The 18,438-nt window shown below is 45.4% G+C and carries 19 protein-coding genes; 12 read left to right on the forward strand and 7 right to left on the reverse strand.

Features of this window, described 5'->3' with window-relative positions; translation table 11 throughout:
• Positions 1-25 precede the first annotated feature (25 nt).
• From ABS362_RS00925 to ABS362_RS00950, 6 genes are all read right to left on the reverse strand, one after another.
• Positions 26-448, reverse strand: coding sequence for an energy transducer TonB (locus ABS362_RS00925; protein WP_350410185.1), 423 nt, complete (start codon positions 446-448; stop codon positions 26-28).
• A 57-nt stretch (positions 449-505) separates the two neighbouring features.
• Positions 506-700 (reverse strand): hypothetical protein, encoded by a 195-nt coding sequence (locus ABS362_RS00930; protein ID WP_350410186.1) that lies wholly within the window; start codon positions 698-700, stop codon positions 506-508.
• 14 nt (positions 701-714) lie between these two features.
• Positions 715-1,572 carry a transglutaminase-like domain-containing protein gene (locus ABS362_RS00935; protein ID WP_350410188.1) on the reverse strand — a complete coding sequence of 286 codons (858 nt, stop codon included), beginning with the start codon at positions 1,570-1,572 and terminating at the stop codon, positions 715-717.
• 116 nt (positions 1,573-1,688) lie between these two features.
• Complete coding sequence (locus tag ABS362_RS00940; protein ID WP_350410189.1) at positions 1,689-3,317, reverse strand: acyl-CoA carboxylase subunit beta; 1,629 nt, start codon at positions 3,315-3,317, stop codon at positions 1,689-1,691.
• A gap of 86 nt (positions 3,318-3,403) precedes the next feature.
• Complete coding sequence (locus ABS362_RS00945) at positions 3,404-4,462, reverse strand: MlaD family protein (RefSeq protein WP_350410190.1); 1,059 nt, start codon at positions 4,460-4,462, stop codon at positions 3,404-3,406.
• A gap of 21 nt (positions 4,463-4,483) precedes the next feature.
• On the reverse strand, positions 4,484-5,266 hold the full coding sequence (locus tag ABS362_RS00950; RefSeq protein ID WP_350410192.1) for an N-acetylmuramoyl-L-alanine amidase family protein: 783 nt from the start codon (positions 5,264-5,266) through the stop codon (positions 4,484-4,486).
• 72 nt (positions 5,267-5,338) lie between these two features.
• Here ABS362_RS00950 and ABS362_RS00955 point away from each other — a divergent pair, with 72 nt between their 5' ends.
• The 9 genes from ABS362_RS00955 (at position 5,339) to ABS362_RS00995 (ending at position 14,632) form a co-directional block, all read left to right on the forward strand.
• Positions 5,339-8,017: a putative LPS assembly protein LptD gene (locus ABS362_RS00955; RefSeq protein WP_350410193.1), complete on the forward strand. Its 2,679-nt coding sequence runs from the start codon at positions 5,339-5,341 to the stop codon at positions 8,015-8,017.
• Between the two features lie 74 nt (positions 8,018-8,091).
• A complete protein-coding gene (panB, locus tag ABS362_RS00960; RefSeq protein WP_350410195.1) occupies positions 8,092-8,913 on the forward strand; it encodes a 3-methyl-2-oxobutanoate hydroxymethyltransferase in 822 nt (273 codons plus the stop codon).
• A gap of 19 nt (positions 8,914-8,932) precedes the next feature.
• Positions 8,933-9,613 (forward strand): RluA family pseudouridine synthase, encoded by a 681-nt coding sequence (locus tag ABS362_RS00965; RefSeq protein WP_350410197.1) that lies wholly within the window; start codon positions 8,933-8,935, stop codon positions 9,611-9,613.
• A 252-nt stretch (positions 9,614-9,865) separates the two neighbouring features.
• Positions 9,866-10,612, forward strand: a complete 747-nt coding sequence (locus tag ABS362_RS00970) for an acyl-CoA desaturase (RefSeq protein WP_350410198.1) — start codon at positions 9,866-9,868, stop codon at positions 10,610-10,612.
• Between the two features lie 962 nt (positions 10,613-11,574).
• Positions 11,575-12,129 carry a 30S ribosomal protein S16 gene (locus ABS362_RS00975; protein ID WP_350410199.1) on the forward strand — a complete coding sequence of 185 codons (555 nt, stop codon included), beginning with the start codon at positions 11,575-11,577 and terminating at the stop codon, positions 12,127-12,129.
• 11 nt (positions 12,130-12,140) lie between these two features.
• Positions 12,141-12,722 (forward strand): ribosome maturation factor RimM, encoded by a 582-nt coding sequence (gene rimM, locus ABS362_RS00980; RefSeq protein ID WP_350410201.1) that lies wholly within the window; start codon positions 12,141-12,143, stop codon positions 12,720-12,722.
• A complete protein-coding gene (gene trmD / locus ABS362_RS00985; protein ID WP_350410202.1) occupies positions 12,722-13,399 on the forward strand; it encodes a tRNA (guanosine(37)-N1)-methyltransferase TrmD in 678 nt (225 codons plus the stop codon). Before rimM ends, trmD begins: the two co-directional genes overlap by 1 nt.
• Positions 13,400-13,549: 150 nt before the next feature.
• Complete coding sequence (gene rplS, locus ABS362_RS00990; protein ID WP_350410204.1) at positions 13,550-13,903, forward strand: 50S ribosomal protein L19; 354 nt, start codon at positions 13,550-13,552, stop codon at positions 13,901-13,903.
• A 141-nt stretch (positions 13,904-14,044) separates the two neighbouring features.
• Complete coding sequence (locus ABS362_RS00995; RefSeq protein WP_350410205.1) at positions 14,045-14,632, forward strand: inorganic diphosphatase; 588 nt, start codon at positions 14,045-14,047, stop codon at positions 14,630-14,632.
• 760 nt (positions 14,633-15,392) lie between these two features.
• Here the strand turns inward: ABS362_RS00995 and ABS362_RS01000 are convergent.
• Positions 15,393-16,103 carry a DNA repair ATPase gene (locus ABS362_RS01000; RefSeq protein ID WP_350410207.1) on the reverse strand — a complete coding sequence of 237 codons (711 nt, stop codon included), beginning with the start codon at positions 16,101-16,103 and terminating at the stop codon, positions 15,393-15,395.
• 218 nt (positions 16,104-16,321) lie between these two features.
• On the opposite strand from ABS362_RS01000, the gene ABS362_RS01005 reads away from it, so the two are divergent.
• The 3 genes from ABS362_RS01005 (at position 16,322) to ABS362_RS01015 (ending at position 18,415) form a co-directional block, all read left to right on the forward strand.
• Positions 16,322-16,729: a 6-pyruvoyl trahydropterin synthase family protein gene (locus tag ABS362_RS01005; protein ID WP_350410209.1), complete on the forward strand. Its 408-nt coding sequence runs from the start codon at positions 16,322-16,324 to the stop codon at positions 16,727-16,729.
• The gene (gene folE, locus ABS362_RS01010) at positions 16,692-17,387 is read left to right on the forward strand and encodes a GTP cyclohydrolase I FolE (protein WP_434086510.1); all 696 of its coding nucleotides are present in this window, start codon (positions 16,692-16,694) and stop codon (positions 17,385-17,387) included. Before ABS362_RS01005 ends, folE begins: the two co-directional genes overlap by 38 nt.
• Positions 17,388-17,497: 110 nt before the next feature.
• Positions 17,498-18,415: a TIGR01777 family oxidoreductase gene (locus ABS362_RS01015; protein ID WP_350410211.1), complete on the forward strand. Its 918-nt coding sequence runs from the start codon at positions 17,498-17,500 to the stop codon at positions 18,413-18,415.
• The last annotated feature ends 23 nt before the right edge of the window (positions 18,416-18,438 follow it).

The raw sequence follows: 18,438 nt of genomic DNA on the forward strand, positions 1-18,438 counted from the left end.
GAATATAGGAGCGGCTTCTGTGTTTTTAATCAATTCTAAATGTTATTGGAATACTCATCCTAGTTCTTACCTTTTTTCCCTCCACAATTCCTGGCTGCCATCTGTTCATCATTGAAGCTACTCGCATTGCTTCTTCATCAAATTTAGGACACAATCTCTTCAAGTATTTACTATCACTAACTGAGCCGTCAACTTCTACTATAAATGAAATGACTACAGTCCCAGAGCAATCCATTTGCGGATCAGGCCACATTAAATGTTTTCCAATGAATTTCTTTAGCTTTTTGATTCCGTAATTACCTTCAGATGTAACAAGGATTGGATACACATCAACATCTACAAAAACTGTGCTATCCGGCCGTATTAGATTAGGTAAATACTGTTGAGCTTGAGTGTTTAATGTAACACCTAATACTATACTTAATAAGAGCAGTAAAATCTTTCTCATCAAATTTAATTAGTATGAGTAGCAGGTATAAACACCATCAACTTTTTTAATTTAAGTTTAGAAATGGATTACCTCTCCTGGCTTAGATTCCTTAATCAGAGCAATTATTTCTTCTCCATGCTCTTTTGAACGACAAGGGATTATAATCTTGTTTGGCGCATTTTTTATATCATTAATGACAGCAAGATTTCCAGCCATCATTTCCCGAATTGTTAATGTTCCAATAATTTTTGGTCGAACAAGTTTACCCATAGTTGTTCTTTCTATTACTCCGGTTGAATAGCCGGATCATCGTCCGTAATAGCCGTTAGCAGTTTGGTTACTTCGGTGGCTTTTTCCAGGTCTTTCATTTTCTCGAAGGAGAAAGCCAGGTTGCGTAGTGCGCGCTTGATGATCTCTAGGTTAGAAGTCGGCTCGTAGAAAATATCGACCGGGTTCAGGTTCAGTTGCAGAATATAGTTGTCGATATCGGCTTTAGAAAGAATAAGGCCTTTGTTGTAGACGTTGATGTAGAACTGCACCCCGTCCATTTTGTAGGTAAGTATAAACAGGTTAGGAAGGTTTACGCCATATACCGGGAAGCCCAGCCTCTGCGCAATCACCATATAAATAACGCAAAGGGTAAGCGGGTTGCCACGTTTGGTCTCCAGGGCCAGGTGCAGCATAGAGTTTGCCGGCGAATGGAAATTTTTGGTATTGGCTGAGAATTTCTGCTCCCGGAACAGCACATTGTTCAGCGATTTTACCTGGTCGTAAGGGTGCATCTCATCCTTCATGTGCGTCCAGGCATCAAAGTATAGCTGGTCCATGGTTTTAGAGATAGCCGCAAAATCGACGTCGGGGTACATATAAGAGTTTACCAGCCACATGCCTTTCAGCAGATCGGTAGCGCCTTCTTCTTTCCATTCCTGCAAACGGTGCAGCACAACATTAAACTGCATGTCGTGTATCAGGTCTTCTATCTTTTTCTGCAGGTCAGGGTTCAGGGTTTCTTCCCACTCCTCTTCCAGCAGCGGAATAGCGCCTTCACCCAACGAGATTATTTTCTTCTCCACATGCTGCGCCACCTCATAATCCGAATCGTCCAACAGCGAGATAAGCGCCTTTATTTCCTTCTTTGTCACGTATGTTATAATTAGAAATGCAAAATTAGAAATTAGAATTGTTTGCGATTATACCAGGCAGTATTTTGCCCCAAACCAATTTCTAATTTCTAATTCATAATTTTTAATTTCTCAGATCACGTTTGTATCACACCCACATTGTAAGGCTTCTCTATTGGGGCGTGGTTTGCCGCTTCAATACCCATAGATATTACCTTGCGGGTTTCCAGCGGATCGATGATGCCATCTACCCATAAACGAGCGGCCGCATAATAAGGTGACAGTTCTTCGTTATACTTTGCTTTAATACGCTCCAGTAATTCCTGCTCGGCTTCCGGAGTAATTTCTTCACCTTTGCCTTTTAAAGCTGATACCTGGATCTGCAGTAGCGTATTGGCTGCTGCTGCACCACTCATAACTGCCAGCTGTGCAGTTGGCCAGGAGTAGATCAGGCGTGGATCATAAGCTTTACCGCACATGGCGTAGTTACCGGCACCATAGCTGTTACCTATCAATATAGTTATTTTAGGAACTACCGAGTTGGCCATGGCACTCACCATTTTAGCGCCATCTTTTATAATACCGCCGTGCTCAGACTTGCTACCAACCATAAACCCGGATACGTCCTGCAAAAACACCAGCGGAATTTTCTTCTGGTTGCAGTTCATGATAAAGCGCGCAGCCTTGTCAGCAGAGTCGGAGTAGATTACGCCGCCCATCTGCATTTCGCCTTTCTTGCTCTTTACTATTTTGCGCTGGTTGGCAACTATACCAACTGCCCAGCCATCAATGCGGCCCAGGCCACAGATAAGCGACTGACCATATAGTTCTTTGTAAGGCTCAAATTCAGAGTTATCTACCAAACGGTTGATGATGTCCATCATGTCGTATGGCTTCACGCGGTCCGCTGGCAGTATACCGTAAATTTCCTGCTCGTCCAGCTTTGGGGCAACAGGCTCTACACGGCTAAATCCGGCCTTCGGGTTATCGCCCAGCTTATCGAAAATAGTGCGGATATGGTCCAGCGCTTCTTTATCGTCTTTGCATTTATAGTCGGTTACACCAGATATTTCGCAGTGCGTTGTAGCGCCGCCCAGTGTTTCGTTATCAATCGTTTCGCCTATCGCAGATTTTACCAGGTAAGAACCACCCAGGAATACCGAACCAGTACCTTCCACTATAAGGGCTTCATCGCTCATAATGGGCAGGTAAGCGCCACCGGCTACACAGCTTCCCATAATAGCGGCAATCTGCACTATACCCATCGAGCTCATAACCGCATTGTTGCGGAACATACGGCCAAAGTGTTCTTTATCCGGGAAGATCTCGTTCTGCATCGGCAAAAACACACCAGCACTATCTACCAGGTAAACTATAGGCAGTTTATTTTCAATAGAGATTTCCTGGGCTCTTAGGTTTTTCTTGGCAGTTATCGGGAACCAGGCGCCGGCCTTTACAGTGGCATCGTTGGCAACTATCACGCACTGGCGACCTGAAACATAACCTATACCTGTAACTACACCGCCGCTTGGGCAGCCACCTACTTCGGTATACATGCCATCGCCGGCAAAAGCGCCTACTTCCAGAAACTCAGAATCTTCATCAATCAGGTAAGCTATACGCTCGCGGGCAGTCATTTTGCCTTTTTCGTGCTCTTTGGCAATGCGCTTTTCGCCACCGCCCAGGTATACTTTCTTTAGTTTAGTTTTAAGCTGATAAGTAAGCTGCTTTAGGGAGTCTTCGTTTTTGTTAAATTCGATATCCATGAAGGGTAGGGTTGTATTGAGGAACTACTTACAAAGAAAAATCCGCCCAGAAAGCGGATTTCACAAATATACAATTTTATATAGCCTTATTTAACTTTAGTTGTATCCGGTTTGATCGGAATTTTAAGTGTGTCCGGCACAGGCCTCATGAACTCATCCGGGTTCTCGTCCTGCATCTCTTTCACTTCTTCCAGGGTTATTACGCGTCCGGTAGCATCTACTTTATACTTGTCTTTTCTGCCGATAAGCGAGAACTGCACGTAGCGTTTCGGGTAAGCCTGTATGTCGCGCAGCAGCATGTTCAGGGCTTCCGTAGACCGGGTCATGTTCTGGTACAGGGCGTCGTCGTTCATCAGCTTACCCATCGAACCCTCATTAGAGTTAAGCTTGGCAACGGTCTGCTGCATTTCTACCACAGCTTTGTTGGCATTGTCAACCAGTTTGTTCACTTCAGCCTGTTTCAGGGTATCCGTTATTTCGGCCATGTTCAGGGCAATGCGGTCTATGTAGCGCTGCGTCTGCAACAGAGAAGTCATCAACCTGTTTGTATTGGCTGTTATCTCGTTGATGTTTTTCTGGTTGTCACGCAGCATCTGGTTCATCGCTTCAGTTGTAGCCTGTGTATTGGCAAGTATAAGCTGCAGGTTCTCTTTAGCTTCGCTGTCGAGCAAACGGTTCACGCGGGCCAGTGTTGTATCAACTTTATCAATAACCGGTACAGCCTTGGTTGTCAGCATATCAGCTATGCTCTTTTCATTATAAGGGATCAGGCGTTCGCCACCTTTATAGATTTTCTTGCTGTTACCCAAATAGAGGACGATTGCCTTACTACCTAAAAGGTCAGAACTGGCAAGCGCCGCTATAGTTGAGTCTCCAACCTGGATATCATCCTGCACTTCGATCTCAACCATGATATGATTGTGTTCTTTTGGCAGGAGCCGCATTTTCTGCACAGAGCCTATTTGCACACCGTTAAGCATAACAGGGTTAGAAGCTGTGAGGCCATCTACGTTTTCGTATACTATACGGAAGCTTCTGGTATCAGAGAACAGGTCTGCCCCTTTCAGGAACGTAAACCCGAAGTAAAGTACAACGAGTGCTACTATACCAAGTAGCGCTACTTTTATTTCTTTTGATATTTTCACGAAGGGATTTTAAGTACTGTATTAGTTCATGGCTTCCAGTTCTCTTTTATAATCCTTGAAAGCACGATATATACCTGATGCCATATACGATTGGCCGGTCTTATCGTTAAGAAATTTTTCTTCAGTAGGATTTGTAAGGAAACCGCACTCAATCAGTACGCTAGGCATATAGGATTTCCAGAGCACCAGGAAGCCTGCCTGCTTTACGCCACGGCTGCTTCTGCCCACTCTCGCTTTAAACTCATTTTCAACTTTCTGAGCAAAACGAAGGCTGTTATCCATGTATGCGCTTTGGTGCAGTGTAAACAGGATATGGCTTTGTGGGGAGTTCGGGTCGAAACCGCCATAGTTCTCTTTGTAGTTGTCTTCGTGCAGAATTACGGAGTTCTCGCGTTTGGCAACATCCAGGTTACCTTTAGACGTATGAAGACCCATCGCGTAGGTTTCGGTGCCATGTGCGGCTGGCGGACCTGCGTTCAGGTGGATAGAAATAAAAAGATCAGCGTTGTTTTTGTTGGCGACACCGGCACGGTCTATCAGTTCGACAAACGTGTCTGTTTTGCGGGTATAAACTACCTTAACATCCGGGATATTTTTCTCGATCAGGCTGCCTACTTGCAATGCAAGACTCAGAGCAACATCTGCCTCATGGGATACTTTGCCGTTACACCCTACATCTTTACCTCCGTGGCCCGCGTCTATAACCACCGTACGAACCTTATAGTCTTTGCGGTACTCCAGTTTATTGGAGGATAATAAGAAGAATACCAGGGCTAAAACTGAAATAGTAACAATATTTCTCACAACGCTCGTTAGTTAAAAGTTAAACAATAACTTTGTACAAATTAAATAAAACTTTAGGGAAGTCTGAAGAAGTTGCGACACATTTTGATTTTTTTGCTGCTCGTGCAGCTCGCCGTACTTTCTCCTCTGCTGGCGACAGGCCAGATCATGCCGCGTACGCTGCGTTCTGCAAATGCAAAACAAGATACGGTAAAGCAGGATTCTGTTAGACTGGCGGCACCGCAAGGCGACATCGAGACCACAATCAAATATTCGGCCAGAGATTCCATTCAACTGGAGGCTACCAGCAAAATAGTTCACCTTTACGGCGAAGCCAAGATCAACTATGGCTCCATGACCTTAGAGGCAGCCTACATCAAGATCGATTACGAGACCAACACACTTACCGCTACTTCCCTACCCGACTCTGCTGGCAAAGACATTGGCGTTCCGGTTTTTGTAGATGGTGCCGAATCTTACTCTGCCAAACGAATAGCCTACAACTTTAAAACCAAGCGCGGCCGCATTGCTGAAGTAGTAACGCAACAAGGCGAAGGTTATATACACTCCGAGCTGGTAAAAAAGAACGAAGCCAACGAAATTTTCGGGTTACATAATAAGTATACTACCTGTAACCTGGCGCACCCGCACTTTTACATCAGTGCCGGCAAAATAAAAGCCATCCCGAATGATAAGGTCATGTCGGGTCCGTTTAACCTGGTGATCGGTGATATTCCTACGCCGCTGGGCTTCCTGTTCGGTCTGTTTCCTACGCCAAAAAACAATCGCTCGTCGGGGGTTATAGTTCCAAGCTTCGGGGAAAACTCGTTGCGTGGCTTTTTCCTGATGAACGGCGGATACTATTTAGCTTTGAACGATTACATAGGCGCCAGCATTACCGGCGATGTATACTCGCTTGGCGGATATGATGTTCGCGTAAGCGCAGACTATAGAAAACGTTACTCTTATCAGGGCTCTTTCGGCATTGATCACACCTATTTTAAGCTCGACGAAGCAGACAGAGGCGGTGGACGTTCAACAAACGAGTTCCCTGGAATTTTACCTCCTTCAGAAAGAACGTACAGGATAAGATGGTCGCATAGCCCTGTAACAAAACCGGGTAAAGGCCGCCTTACAGCCAGTGTTGATGCAAGTACAGGCCAGCATAACCGTGTTGCCGGCTATAACTCCACCGCCGACAGGTTATCTGCTACCTTTAACTCCAGTATCTCTTACCAGAAAAACATACAGAACTCGCCTTTCAGCTACTCTGTAAAGTTAAGACAAGGACAGACCTCGGGCGGACTGATGAACTTTGTATTGCCGGACATAAGCTTTGGTATGACCTCGGTTAGCTTATATGAGTTTTTAACGAAGAATGTGCCTACAGGCCGCTGGTACGAAGACTTCACCTTTGGTTATAACTTTACGGCAAGCAACGATATATCGCAGCGGATAGAACCGGGCCGGGACAGGTTTGGTGCTACTAACAGGTTTGGAGATGTAGGCATTATAGGTGCCAGTAATGAGGCTGATACAATAAGCCTTAATGATTTCGAGGCTTTATGGGAAAACGGTCGCCGGTCTGCTACGCACAACTTTAACATCGGTCTGGGCAGTTACAAACTATTTAAATACTTTAACTTATCGCCGAGTGTAAGCTACAGCGAAAGATGGGTTGACAGGAAATTCACCTACACTTATAACCCGGACTCTAATGCTGTAGATGTTGATACAACCAGATTTGGACGAGTTTACAACTATAGTGCAGGCGCATCCTTAAGTACCAATATTTATGGTACGGTTTACGTACGCGGCAAACGTGTGGAAGCGATCCGCCACATGATCAGGCCATCCTTATCTTATAGTTACCAGCCCGATTTCGGAGATCCGTACTTTGGATTTTATCAGAACTTGTACCTGGGCGAAGATGTTAACGGCAGACCGATCTACCAGCAACTGAGCCGCTTCGAGTCTGGGGCACCGGGCACTGGTCTGCAAAGTTTCCTGAGTTTCGGTGTTCAGAACAACATCGAGATGAAGGTGAAAGCCAAGACAGATACTACCGGCAAAACCTTTGAGAAAGTAAGCCTTATAGATAACCTGGGCATACGTGGTGGTTATAACTTTGCGGCCGACTCCCTTAAAATGAGCCAGATCTCGTTAAACATGAACACCCGCCTGTTCAAGATCATAAACGTAGGTTTCACCTCCTCATTCAACCCTTACGAAACAGACTCGCTGGGCAGAAACATTGACAAATACCTGCTGAACGGACCAGGCTTCAAACCAGCCCGGCTTACCAATGCAGGCCTACAGATAAGCGCCAGTTTAAATCCGCAGGCCCGCCGCTCCGATACATCTGTCCCAAGCAACCTGCCTACCCTGGGCCAGGATACAAACCCGTTCGAGCCGCAATATGTAGACTTTAAAATTCCGTGGACGCTGAGCATTGACTATACTGTTAACTTCAGACGCGGCTTAGGCAGAGCTGAAAACACGATAAACAATACTTTGGGCGTAGATGGCGACCTAAACATTACCGACAAATGGAAGATCAGTTATTATGCCCATTATGACCTGGTAGAGCAGCAGATAGCAAGTGCCCGCCTTAACATTCACCGGGATCTGCACTGCTGGGATATGAGCATCAGCTGGACACCGTTCGGGTATGTGAGAGGCTATAACATAACTATAAATGCCAGGTCGTCACTGCTGCGCGACCTGAAATTAACCAAGAGGTCATCCTCATCAGGCATAAACTACAGATAAACAATAACAGCCACCTCTGCGTGGCTGTTATTGTTTCGGAAGTTTTATAGTTTTACAAAAAATTACGAAAGCACATGTCAGTTCAGAAAAAAACCGATGTAAAAGTGATCACCACGCACCAGTTGCAAAACATGAAGGAGCGCGGCGAAAAAATATCGATGCTTACCGCCTACGACTTTTCCATGGCTACTATTCTGGACGCGGCCGGAATCGATGTAATACTGGTGGGTGACTCGGCATCAAACGTTATGGCTGGCCACGAAACTACGCTACCTATTACCCTGGACCAGATGATCTATCATGCCCAGTCAGTGATAAGGGGTACAAAGCGTGCTTTTGTAGTGGTAGATATGCCATTTGGTTCTTACCAGGGCAATTCATCTGAAGCGCTTCGTTCAGCAATCCGAATCATGAAAGAGTCCGGGGCGCATGGCGTGAAACTGGAAGGCGGTGCTGAGATAAAAGAATCTATTACACGCATACTGAGTGCAGGCGTTCCGGTAATGGGGCACCTGGGCTTAACACCGCAGTCTATCTATAAATTTGGCACTTACACTGTTCGCGCTAAAGCAGAAGCCGAAGCACAGAAACTGATAGAGGATGCACAGCTGCTCCAGGAGCTGGGTTGTTTTGCTATAGTTCTGGAAAAGATACCATCTGAGCTGGCAAAACGCGTTGCTGAATCGCTGGAAATCCCGATAATTGGTATTGGCGCCGGTCCGCACGTTGATGGCCAGGTGCTGGTAGTACACGATATGCTGGGTATTAACAAAGAATTTAAGCCCCGCTTTTTACGCCGCTACGCTGACCTGCACACCATTATGACAGATGCTGTGCAGAACTACATAAAAGACGTAAAAGACCGCGATTTCCCGACCGAAAAAGAAGCATATTAGAGTTTAGGAGTTTGAGAGCTTGGGAGTTAAAGATTTAGTTGTACTTTTTGAGGATAACCATGTGCTGGTAGTAAATAAACCGGCAGGCTTGTTGGTGCATGGCGATGAGACAGGCGACATTACGCTGGCTGACCTTGCAAAAGAGTACATCAAAGAAAAGTATAACAAGCCCGGTAATGTGTTTATTGGTGTCGTGCACCGCCTCGACAGGCCGGTAAGTGGCGTAGTGCTGATGGCCAAAACATCGAAAGCACTGGCCCGACTGAACGAGCTTTTCAGGAGCAAGAAAACCCGCAAAATTTACTGGGCTATAGTTCTGAATAAACCGCAGCAGGAAAGCGGTACACTGGTACACTGGCTTGTGAAAGACTCTTCTAAAAACGTAACAAAGGCTTTTTTTAAAGAGAATGCGGCAGGCCAGCGCTCGGAGCTAAACTACAAACTACTTGGCGCACAACAAGGCAAATACCTTTTAGAAGTAAACCCGATCACCGGTCGCCCGCACCAGATTCGCGTTCAGCTTGCCTCGATGCGCTGCTCTATAGTTGGCGACCTGAAATATGGCGCTCCTCAGCCCCTTCCAGATAAAAGCATAGCGCTGCATGCCCGCCAACTACAATTTGAGCATCCTACCCTTAAAACAACTATAACCGTTAGTGCCCCTTTGCCCGCCACAGCCGCCTGGAAACCGTTTATTTAATGAATAGATATTAATGAGCAATGATTAATGAAATGACTGTAAAGTTCGGGTAATTCTCCCATAGTTTCCCGCATTAGTCATTAATCATTCCTCCATTATTCATTCGAAATGTTGATTCTCGTCACCTTTCTGAACTTTTATAGCAACCAGGCTATTTTGATTGTGAAACCTGTTGTAATTTTGCGGCAGTTAGCTCAAACTATAGTTTATAATTACCCATTCAATTACATATAATTCAATCCATCTGCTTTAATGGCTATCCTGATTTTCTTTTTAGTACACTGGTACTTATCACTTTTTGTACAGACGTTTTTCCTGCACCGCTATGCAGCACATAAGATGTTTACCATGAACCCGTTCTGGGAGAAAGCATTTTACCTGCTGACATATATTGCACAGGGTTCTTCGTTTTTATCGCCACGTGCATACGCTATTTTGCACCGCATGCACCACGCCTTCTCAGACACTGAGCGCGACCCGCATTCGCCGCATTTCTCTAACAATGCTTTCACGATGATGTGGAAGACCAAGAATATCTACAACGATGTGCTGAACAATCGCGTGGAGGCAGAACGCCGTTTTGAAGGCGATTATCCGGTTTGGAATGCTATCGAGAAACTTGGTGATTCTTACTTCTCACGTATTGGCTGGGGTGTAGTATATGTGCTGTTCTACATTCAGTTTGCTGAGTTCTGGTGGATGTTCCTGCTGCTGCCGATTCACTTTCTGATGGGCCCGGTGCATGGCGCTATCGTAAACTGGAGCGGCCATAAATACGGTTATCAGAACTTCGATAACAACGACAAATCAAGAAACTCCCTTTTCTTCGACTTTTTAACCGGCGGCGAATTGTTTCAGAACAACCACCACAAACTGCCTAACCGCGTTAACTTCGGCGTAAAGTGGTGGGAAGTAGACCCAACCTGGCCGGTTATCTGGACATTGAATAAGCTAAGCATTATAAAACTGAAGCCTGCCAAGGTAAAAGTAAAAGCATAAAGAAAAGCCCTTCGGAAACGGAGGGCTTTTTTTGTTTGTCATATCCCCAGCCCTCTCCTAAAAACAGGAGAGGGAGTTTAAGTAAAACTATATTTTTATAGTTCACTTCAGCTGGCGCGAGTCTCCAGACTCGTGACTTACGATGGTGTTGAGTCTCCTGACTCAACTGTCCCTGCAGGGACAAGACCAGTAGTATCTGTGGCTATAGTTCTATAGTTACCGATATCCAACCACCCAAACCCTCAGAGCTATGCTCGCTACCTTCGAAATCTCTTCTCGGTAGTCTAAGGTGGGAATTTTTTGGCCTTTTACTTTGTCATCTCGAAGAGCGTGAGAGATCTGATACAGTTTGTCATCCCCCTTCGCCCCCTTCAAAGGGGGACTTTCTGCTGTTGTTATAGTTAGCTTTATAGTTCTATAGTTACAGCCTGTCACGCGGACAGGTCGCGACCTGTCCCTACGGAAATACAGCCACGATAAATCTCGAAGCGTGAAGTTTCAAATTATAGATAGAGGTTGCTATGCGAAACGTATCAGTCTTTGGGTTGAGCGCCTTTGATTTGTTGCGGTGGCGCAGCCAACCCGAGGCACGAGGGTAGCTTCAAATCAGCAGCGCGATGCCCAAAGACGGGGCCTCCCGGCCGTGAGGGCACCTAAGCTGGTTTGAAACGATAGGTAACTAAAGCTCCCAGCATTAGAAGCAACTATGGAAGTATAGCTTGTGTCAAGCAAGTACAGGCTCAAGCTATAGAACTATAAGCTGCAATAGATTTCTCGCTCAAGCTCGAAATGACAATAGAAAAGAATCTACCTATTAAATCAACTATAAATCTGTAACTTATAAAAGCATGAACCACAAAAATGACACACTAACTATAGTTTGATATTACCTAAACAATACTTACCTTTGCGGTTCTAAAAACTGGCGGACGGGTTCCGCCGACGTTAAAAAATTATACAAAATGGCTGTTAAAATCAGACTGGCCCGCAGAGGCCGCAAAAAAGCCGCTATCTACGATATCGTAGTAGCAGACGCTCGTTCGCCACGTGATGGTAAGTTCATCGAGAAACTGGGTACTTACAACCCTAACACTAACCCTGCGTCTATCGACTTCTCTGACGAGAAGGCATTCCAGTGGTTGATGAATGGAGCGCAACCAACTGACACTGTAAAAGCAATGCTTTCTTACAGAGGTATCCTTTTCAAAAAACACCTTCAGATTGGTGTAAACAAAGGTGCTATCACTCAGGAAACTGCTGATGCTCGTTTCGAAGAGTGGAAGAACGCGAAAGATGCGAAGATCGCAGGTAAAGTTGAAAGCCTGGGTTCTGCTAAAGAAGCTGCTAAGAAAGCTGCTCTTGAAGCTGAGACCAAGAAGAAAGAAGCTCGTGCAGAAGCTATCCGTCAGCGTGATGCTGATAAGGCTGCTGCTAACGCACCTGCTGCTGAAGAAGAAGCTACTGAAGCTCCAGAGGCATCTGCCGAAGGCGAAGCTACTACTGAAGAGCAAGCATAATTTAATTTGCCATGAATATTGATGCTTGTTTTCAGCTTGGATACATCGTTAAGACGCATGGCATAAAGGGGCAGGTTGTCGCGTTTTTTGACGTGGACTTCCCCGAAGATTACGAAGATCTGGAATCAGTTTTCCTTGAACAACAGGGAAGACTGGTTCCATTTTTTATTGATGCCATGGAGCCCCAGCAAAAAGGCCGCTTCATTATTAAGTTCGAAGATATAGATACCATAGAGCAGGCTGAGAAGCTTCGTAATACGGCTTTATACTTGCCGCTTAATGAATTACCCGAACTGGAAGAAGGCCAGTTTTACTTTCATGATGTAATAGGCTACAAAGTAGTAGATGCACAGCATGGCGAACTTGGCATCGTAAAAGACTTTTATGACATGCCGCAACAGCAGCTAATGGCCATGGAATACATGAACCAGGAAATGCTGATACCGGTGATGGATGAAACCATGCTACGCGCTGACCACGAAGGCAAAATACTACATGTAAGTCTGCCAGAAGGATTGCTCGAAGTATATACCCAACCTAGCCGCCCCGAAGATGCAGATGATGCAGACGAGGACACGGAAGAGGAGAAATAATGCGTATCGATATTATCAGCTGCCAGCCAGACCTGCTGGAAAGCCCCTTTAGTCATTCTATACTTAAACGCGCGCAGCAAAAAGGCCTTGTAGAGATACACGTGCACGACCTCCGCAAGTATGCCATCAATAAATATGGCCAGATAGACGATTATGCTTTTGGTGGTGGCGCAGGCATGGTGATGATGATTGAGCCGATTGATAAGTGTATTTCTGAGTTACAGGCTGATCGCACCTATGATGCCATTATTTACATGACACCGGACGGGCAGACCTTGAACCAGAATACAGTTAACCAGTTTTCGCTGCTGCAGAACATACTCATACTTTGCGGACACTATAAAGGTGTAGATGAGCGCGTGCGCCAACGGTTTGTAACGCACGAGATCAGTATTGGCGATTACGTTTTGTCGGGTGGCGAATTAGGTGCAGCTGTTTTAACTGATGCCATTATCCGGATCTTGCCTGGTGTGCTGAACGATGAATCTTCGGCCTTAACGGACTCTTTCCAGGATGGCTTGCTGGCCCCACCGGTTTTTACCAGGCCCGCAGACTATAAAGGCATGAAAGTACCCGACATCCTTTTATCGGGGGATGGGCCTAAAATTGAACAGTGGCGCTTTGAGCAGGCCATTGAACGAACAAGGCAACGCCGGCCAGACTTACTGAATGAGTAGAACTATAGTTCGAATCTGCAACAAAAGGGCCTGTTAACAGATTATAACACAACAAAAAATATTTTTCGGAGCAATTATTCTTATGTAAAAAATAATTACATATCTTTGCAGTCCGAATTCAAGAAGATACTTTAGCTTTAGAACATAGCCATGAGCGAATTAATTAAATTTATCGAGCAGGAATACACTGACAAACGCGCTTCTTTCCCTGTTTTCCAGGCAGGTGATACTATCAATATCCACGTTAAAATCCGTGAAGGTAACAAAGAGCGTATCCAGCAGTTCCAGGGCGTTGTTATTCAGCGCAAGAACGTTAACACAAACGGCGAAACTTTTACTGTTAGAAAAATCTCTAACCAGATTGGTCTAGAGCGTATCTTCCCACTTCTTTCTCCATCTATCGAGAAAATCGAGCTAGTTAGAAAAGGTAGAGTAAGAAGAGCAAGACTTTACTATCTGAGAGGCTTGTCAGGTAAGGCTGCAAGAATCAAGGAAAGAAGATAATACCTGTTTTCACAAATTTTCCATAGTTAAAAAGGAGCTGTTCGAACAACAGCTCCTTTTTTATTTATACCCGTTTCACAGTCCGGAACTTTAGCATCGTTCTAACCCGGTTTTTATATTTGCACTACAAGACCCAAACCTATGAATCGCGTTACCACTGCCCTATTCCTGCTTATCACTCTGTTGCTATATAGTTGCCAGACAGATTATGCCACATTACCCACTTACTCCGGAGCCAGGCAATTGCAGGCTGTTATAGAAACTCCTGCTGGCTCCAGCCAATCGGTTATTTATAACCTAAGAACAAAGGAGTTCGCGAACGAAAAATTAGCCGGGAAAGATAGAATTCTACAGTTCTTGCCTTACCCGGGTAACTATGGCTTTATACCATCTACAGAGGTTGGCGCAAACGGAAGAGGATTAAGCACCCTGGTACTGGCAGAGCGCGCCGAAAGCGGAACAGTAATGGAGGTATTGCCTATCGGAACCATTATGCTGGAAAAACCATCCGGTGATCTGTATCCTGTCATTATCTCGGTACCAGCCCGCCCAAGTGAGCGAACTATAAAAGCCACCAACTTTAAAAGCCTGACCATAGAACACCCGGTTGTCAAAAATATACTACAGCAGTGGTTTGTAAATCACACCTACCCTAACCAGTTTAAGTTTGTAGGTTGGAAAGATGAGCAGTTTGCAGAGAAAGAGATACAGCGCTGGATGAAGTTGTAGTTTTATAGTTCGTGCTGCCGCGAGTCTCCAGACTCGTGATTTAGGATAGTGTTGAGTCTCCTGACTCCATTGGCCCGGTAGGGCCAAAGCCAGTAGTAGCTTTGGCAATAATACTATAGTTGGCGTTATCCAACCACCCCCAACCCCTCAGAGCTACGCTCGCTACCTTCAAAATCTCTTCTCGGTAGTCTAAGGCGGGGAGATTTTGCGACAATAGCTTAAATTGCTGTTATCGTTCTATAGTTGGCAAACACACCCCTACCCCTCTCAAGAGGGGAATTTCTGCTGCTGTTATAGTTGGCTTTATAGTTCTATAGTTACAGCCTGTCGAGCGGACAGGTCGCGACCTGTCCCTACGGAACTATAGCCACGATAAAGCTCGGAGCTTATCGTTTCAAACTATAGACAAACCATAACTATGAGAAATATCACAGTCTTTGGGTTGAGCGCCTTGTGAATATCTGGTGTCGCAGGCATTGCGACGTAGGAGCAAAAGAGATTCGCACAGCGCGATGCCCAAAGACGGGGCCTCCCGGCCGTGAGGGCACCAAAGCCTGATTGAAACGATAGGTAAGTAAAGCTCCCAGGATTAAAAGTAATTTGAAACTATGGCTTGGTTCCAGTTAGAAACATCGCAACTATAGAACTCAGATTTCTCCTTTCGTCGAAATGACAAGAGAAGGCGAAAACAAAGAAGCCAGTTGCATTGCTGCAACTGGCTTCTGATGTCAACTATAGCTTTAACTGCCGACTATAGCTACTACTTTACTTGTAAAAGCTTAGCGCGAACAGTTTCAACAGCTTTCTCCATTTCCTGCACCTGCTGCTTGCTGGCTTCCTGCTTTTTAATGTTGTTCTGTACTTCCTGCTCCAGTTTCTTTAGGTCTTCGGCGTTCTTTACCAGTTCAGCTTCCAGTTCCAGTTTGCGTTGCTGGTTCTTGGTAATACCTGTTTGTATATCGTTGGCTTGCTTTACTACACGCTCCTGCTCCTGTTTGGTAGCTTTTAAAACTTCCTCAGCCTGGTTTATCTGTCTGAAAATATCTTCTTTGTAAGCTTTGCGAGCGAATGCCTGCATAAAACCTTCGGCGGCGGCATATTCTTTTGGCGTAGCGGCTTTATCTACATACGCCACACCCATATCCAGCGACCACCACACATAGCTGCCTTCCGGATCGCTGCCGACCGTAGAGATAATGCGCATCGGGGTACTTGTTATAGTATCCAGCACAACACCATCCAGGGTATAAACGCCTTTGGTGTGTTTCATTTTAATTTTACCGGATTTCTCGGTGAGTTGGGCCTTCCAGAGCTTTTCTACAAAAGCGGGATCCAGCTGCACGGTTAGCTGCTGTCCTCGCCTGTTTACACCGTTCACGGTTTGCTCTTTCTCCTCTACCCGCCCGGATTGGGCATAACTCAAACCAGCTACCATACATAGTAGCCCCAGTAGTAAAGCTTTCAGTCTCATAAATATAGGTTGGATTAAAAAATTGATACAGTTGGAATGTAACGCTACGAAAATAACTAAATCAAATGAAAAACATCATGCTCACCCAGACTAATTTAGCTAAAAAATTGATTTGCCTTTCGGCAGTACTGCCTACCTTTGCAAACTTAAAAGCAACGTATATAATTTCTGTATCTTTGAAGGATAACAATTAGGTACCAGGAACTGTTGGTGATACTATGAAAGTAACTGTTTGTCGGAAAGAACACTTTAATGCTGCCCACCGGTTGTATAATGCCCGCTGGAGCGATGAACAGAACGTGGCTGTATTTGATAAATGCAGCAACCCGAACTTCCATGGCCACAACTATGAATTGATAGTGAAACTTACCGGACCTGTAAACGCAGAAACCGGTTATGTGTATGACCTGAAGCAACTGAGCCAGCTCCTGAAAAAGGAAGTCATCGAGCGCTTCGACCATAAGAACCTGAACCTGGATACCGAAGAATTTAAAGAATTAAACCCCACTGCCGAAAACATCGCCATCGTGATCTGGAATATACTCCGGCCACAGATAAGCGACACCTACGCGCTGGGAATTACACTGTATGAAACTGAACGAAACTTTGTTGAATATAATGGATAAGCAGGACACGGAGAACGATTTTGAAGCCATGGATGACCACATGATGAGCTCACTCGAGACACCGCTGCGTCCTGATGCTTTTGACCTGACAGACCAGGAGAAAATCACTATTATTGCCGGTCATTTTAAAGAGATTATGCACACGCTGGGCCTCGACCTGACTGATGATAGCCTGAAAGGTACGCCGCACCGCGTTGCTAAAATGTATGTGAAGGAAATTTTTCAGGGTCTGCATCCGGATAATAAGCCTGTGATCCGCCGCTTCGAGAACAAGTATATGTATAACCGTATGCTGGTGGAGCGCGACATCACATTGTATTCATCCTGCGAGCATCACTTTGTACCGATCATTGGCAAGGCGCATGTAGCCTATATCCCGGGAGAGCACGTAATTGGTTTGTCTAAGCTGAACCGAATTGTGCAGTACTATGCCCGCCGCCCGCAGGTGCAGGAGCGTATGACCATGCAGATAGCCAATGAACTGAAGCAGGCACTGCAAACAGAAGACGTAGCCGTGCTGATAGAAGCCGATCACCTTTGTGTAATGAGCCGTGGTGTGAACGATGTAACCAGCAGCACGATCACCGCCGAATATGGAGGACTATTCCAGGAAGAGCATTACCGCAGCGAGTTCTTAAGCCACATCCGTAAAAAATAAGTATAGTTAGCACGTTATATACAGCATAAAATACGGTGTGCACAACGAAACTATACCTGTATTACGTATAGTGTACCTCCTATATAAAGCAGCTTTTTTAAAAACTGATTATGCCCGAAAAAATACTCATTACAGGTGGCTCCGGCATGATAGGCACACGCCTGTCCGAGATGCTCATCGACCAGGGTTATGAGGTGGCGCACCTAAGCAGGAACTCCAGCAAATTCTCAAAGTATAAAACGTTCCGGTGGGATGTAAAGGATAGCTACATTGATGAGAATGCCATAACCTACGCCGATTACATTATACATTTGGCAGGTGCAGGTGTAGCCGATGAAAAGTGGACAGAAGAGCGTAAACAGGAAATATTAAGAAGCCGGGTAGATAGCGCCAGTCTGCTTTATAGTTGCCTCCAGAAATCCGGGCATCATGTAAAAGGCTTTATTTCGGCATCGGCGATTGGTATTTACGGTAACTCCGGTGACCAACTGGTGTCTGAGGAAAGTATTTTAGCTGATGATTTTCTGGCTGAAGTATGCAAAGCCTGGGAAGCATCCTCGTGGCAGATAGCTAATCTGGGTTTACGAACTGTAATTTTGCGTTTAGGTATTGTACTGAGTAACATGGGTGGCGCCTTGCCGCAACTTGCCAGACCTGTAAAAATGATGGCTGGGGCACCGTTGGGTTCAGGCAAACAATTTATGTCCTGGATACATATCGACGATGCCTGTCGCTTGTTTATAAGAGCCATAGAAGACACGCAGTTTGAAGGTGTATATAATGCCGTTGCACCGCACCCGGTAACCAATAAAGAGTTTACCAAAGAGCTGGCCGAAGCCATGCACAAGCCGCTGGTTTTACCTAAAGTGCCAGAATTTGCCCTTAACCTGATGTTAGGCCAGAAAAGTGGTGTAGTGCTGGACAGCCAGCGCGTGAGTGCCAATAAAGTGCTGCAGACCGGCTTTACATTTGAGTATAATTACCTCGACGAAGCACTACATTCTTTTTATGACCAGAAAATAAATTGATTCAGACCTATCTATAAAACAGA

Source organism: Pontibacter populi (genome assembly GCF_040278685.1).
GTDB classification, from domain to species: domain Bacteria; phylum Bacteroidota; class Bacteroidia; order Cytophagales; family Hymenobacteraceae; genus Pontibacter; species Pontibacter populi.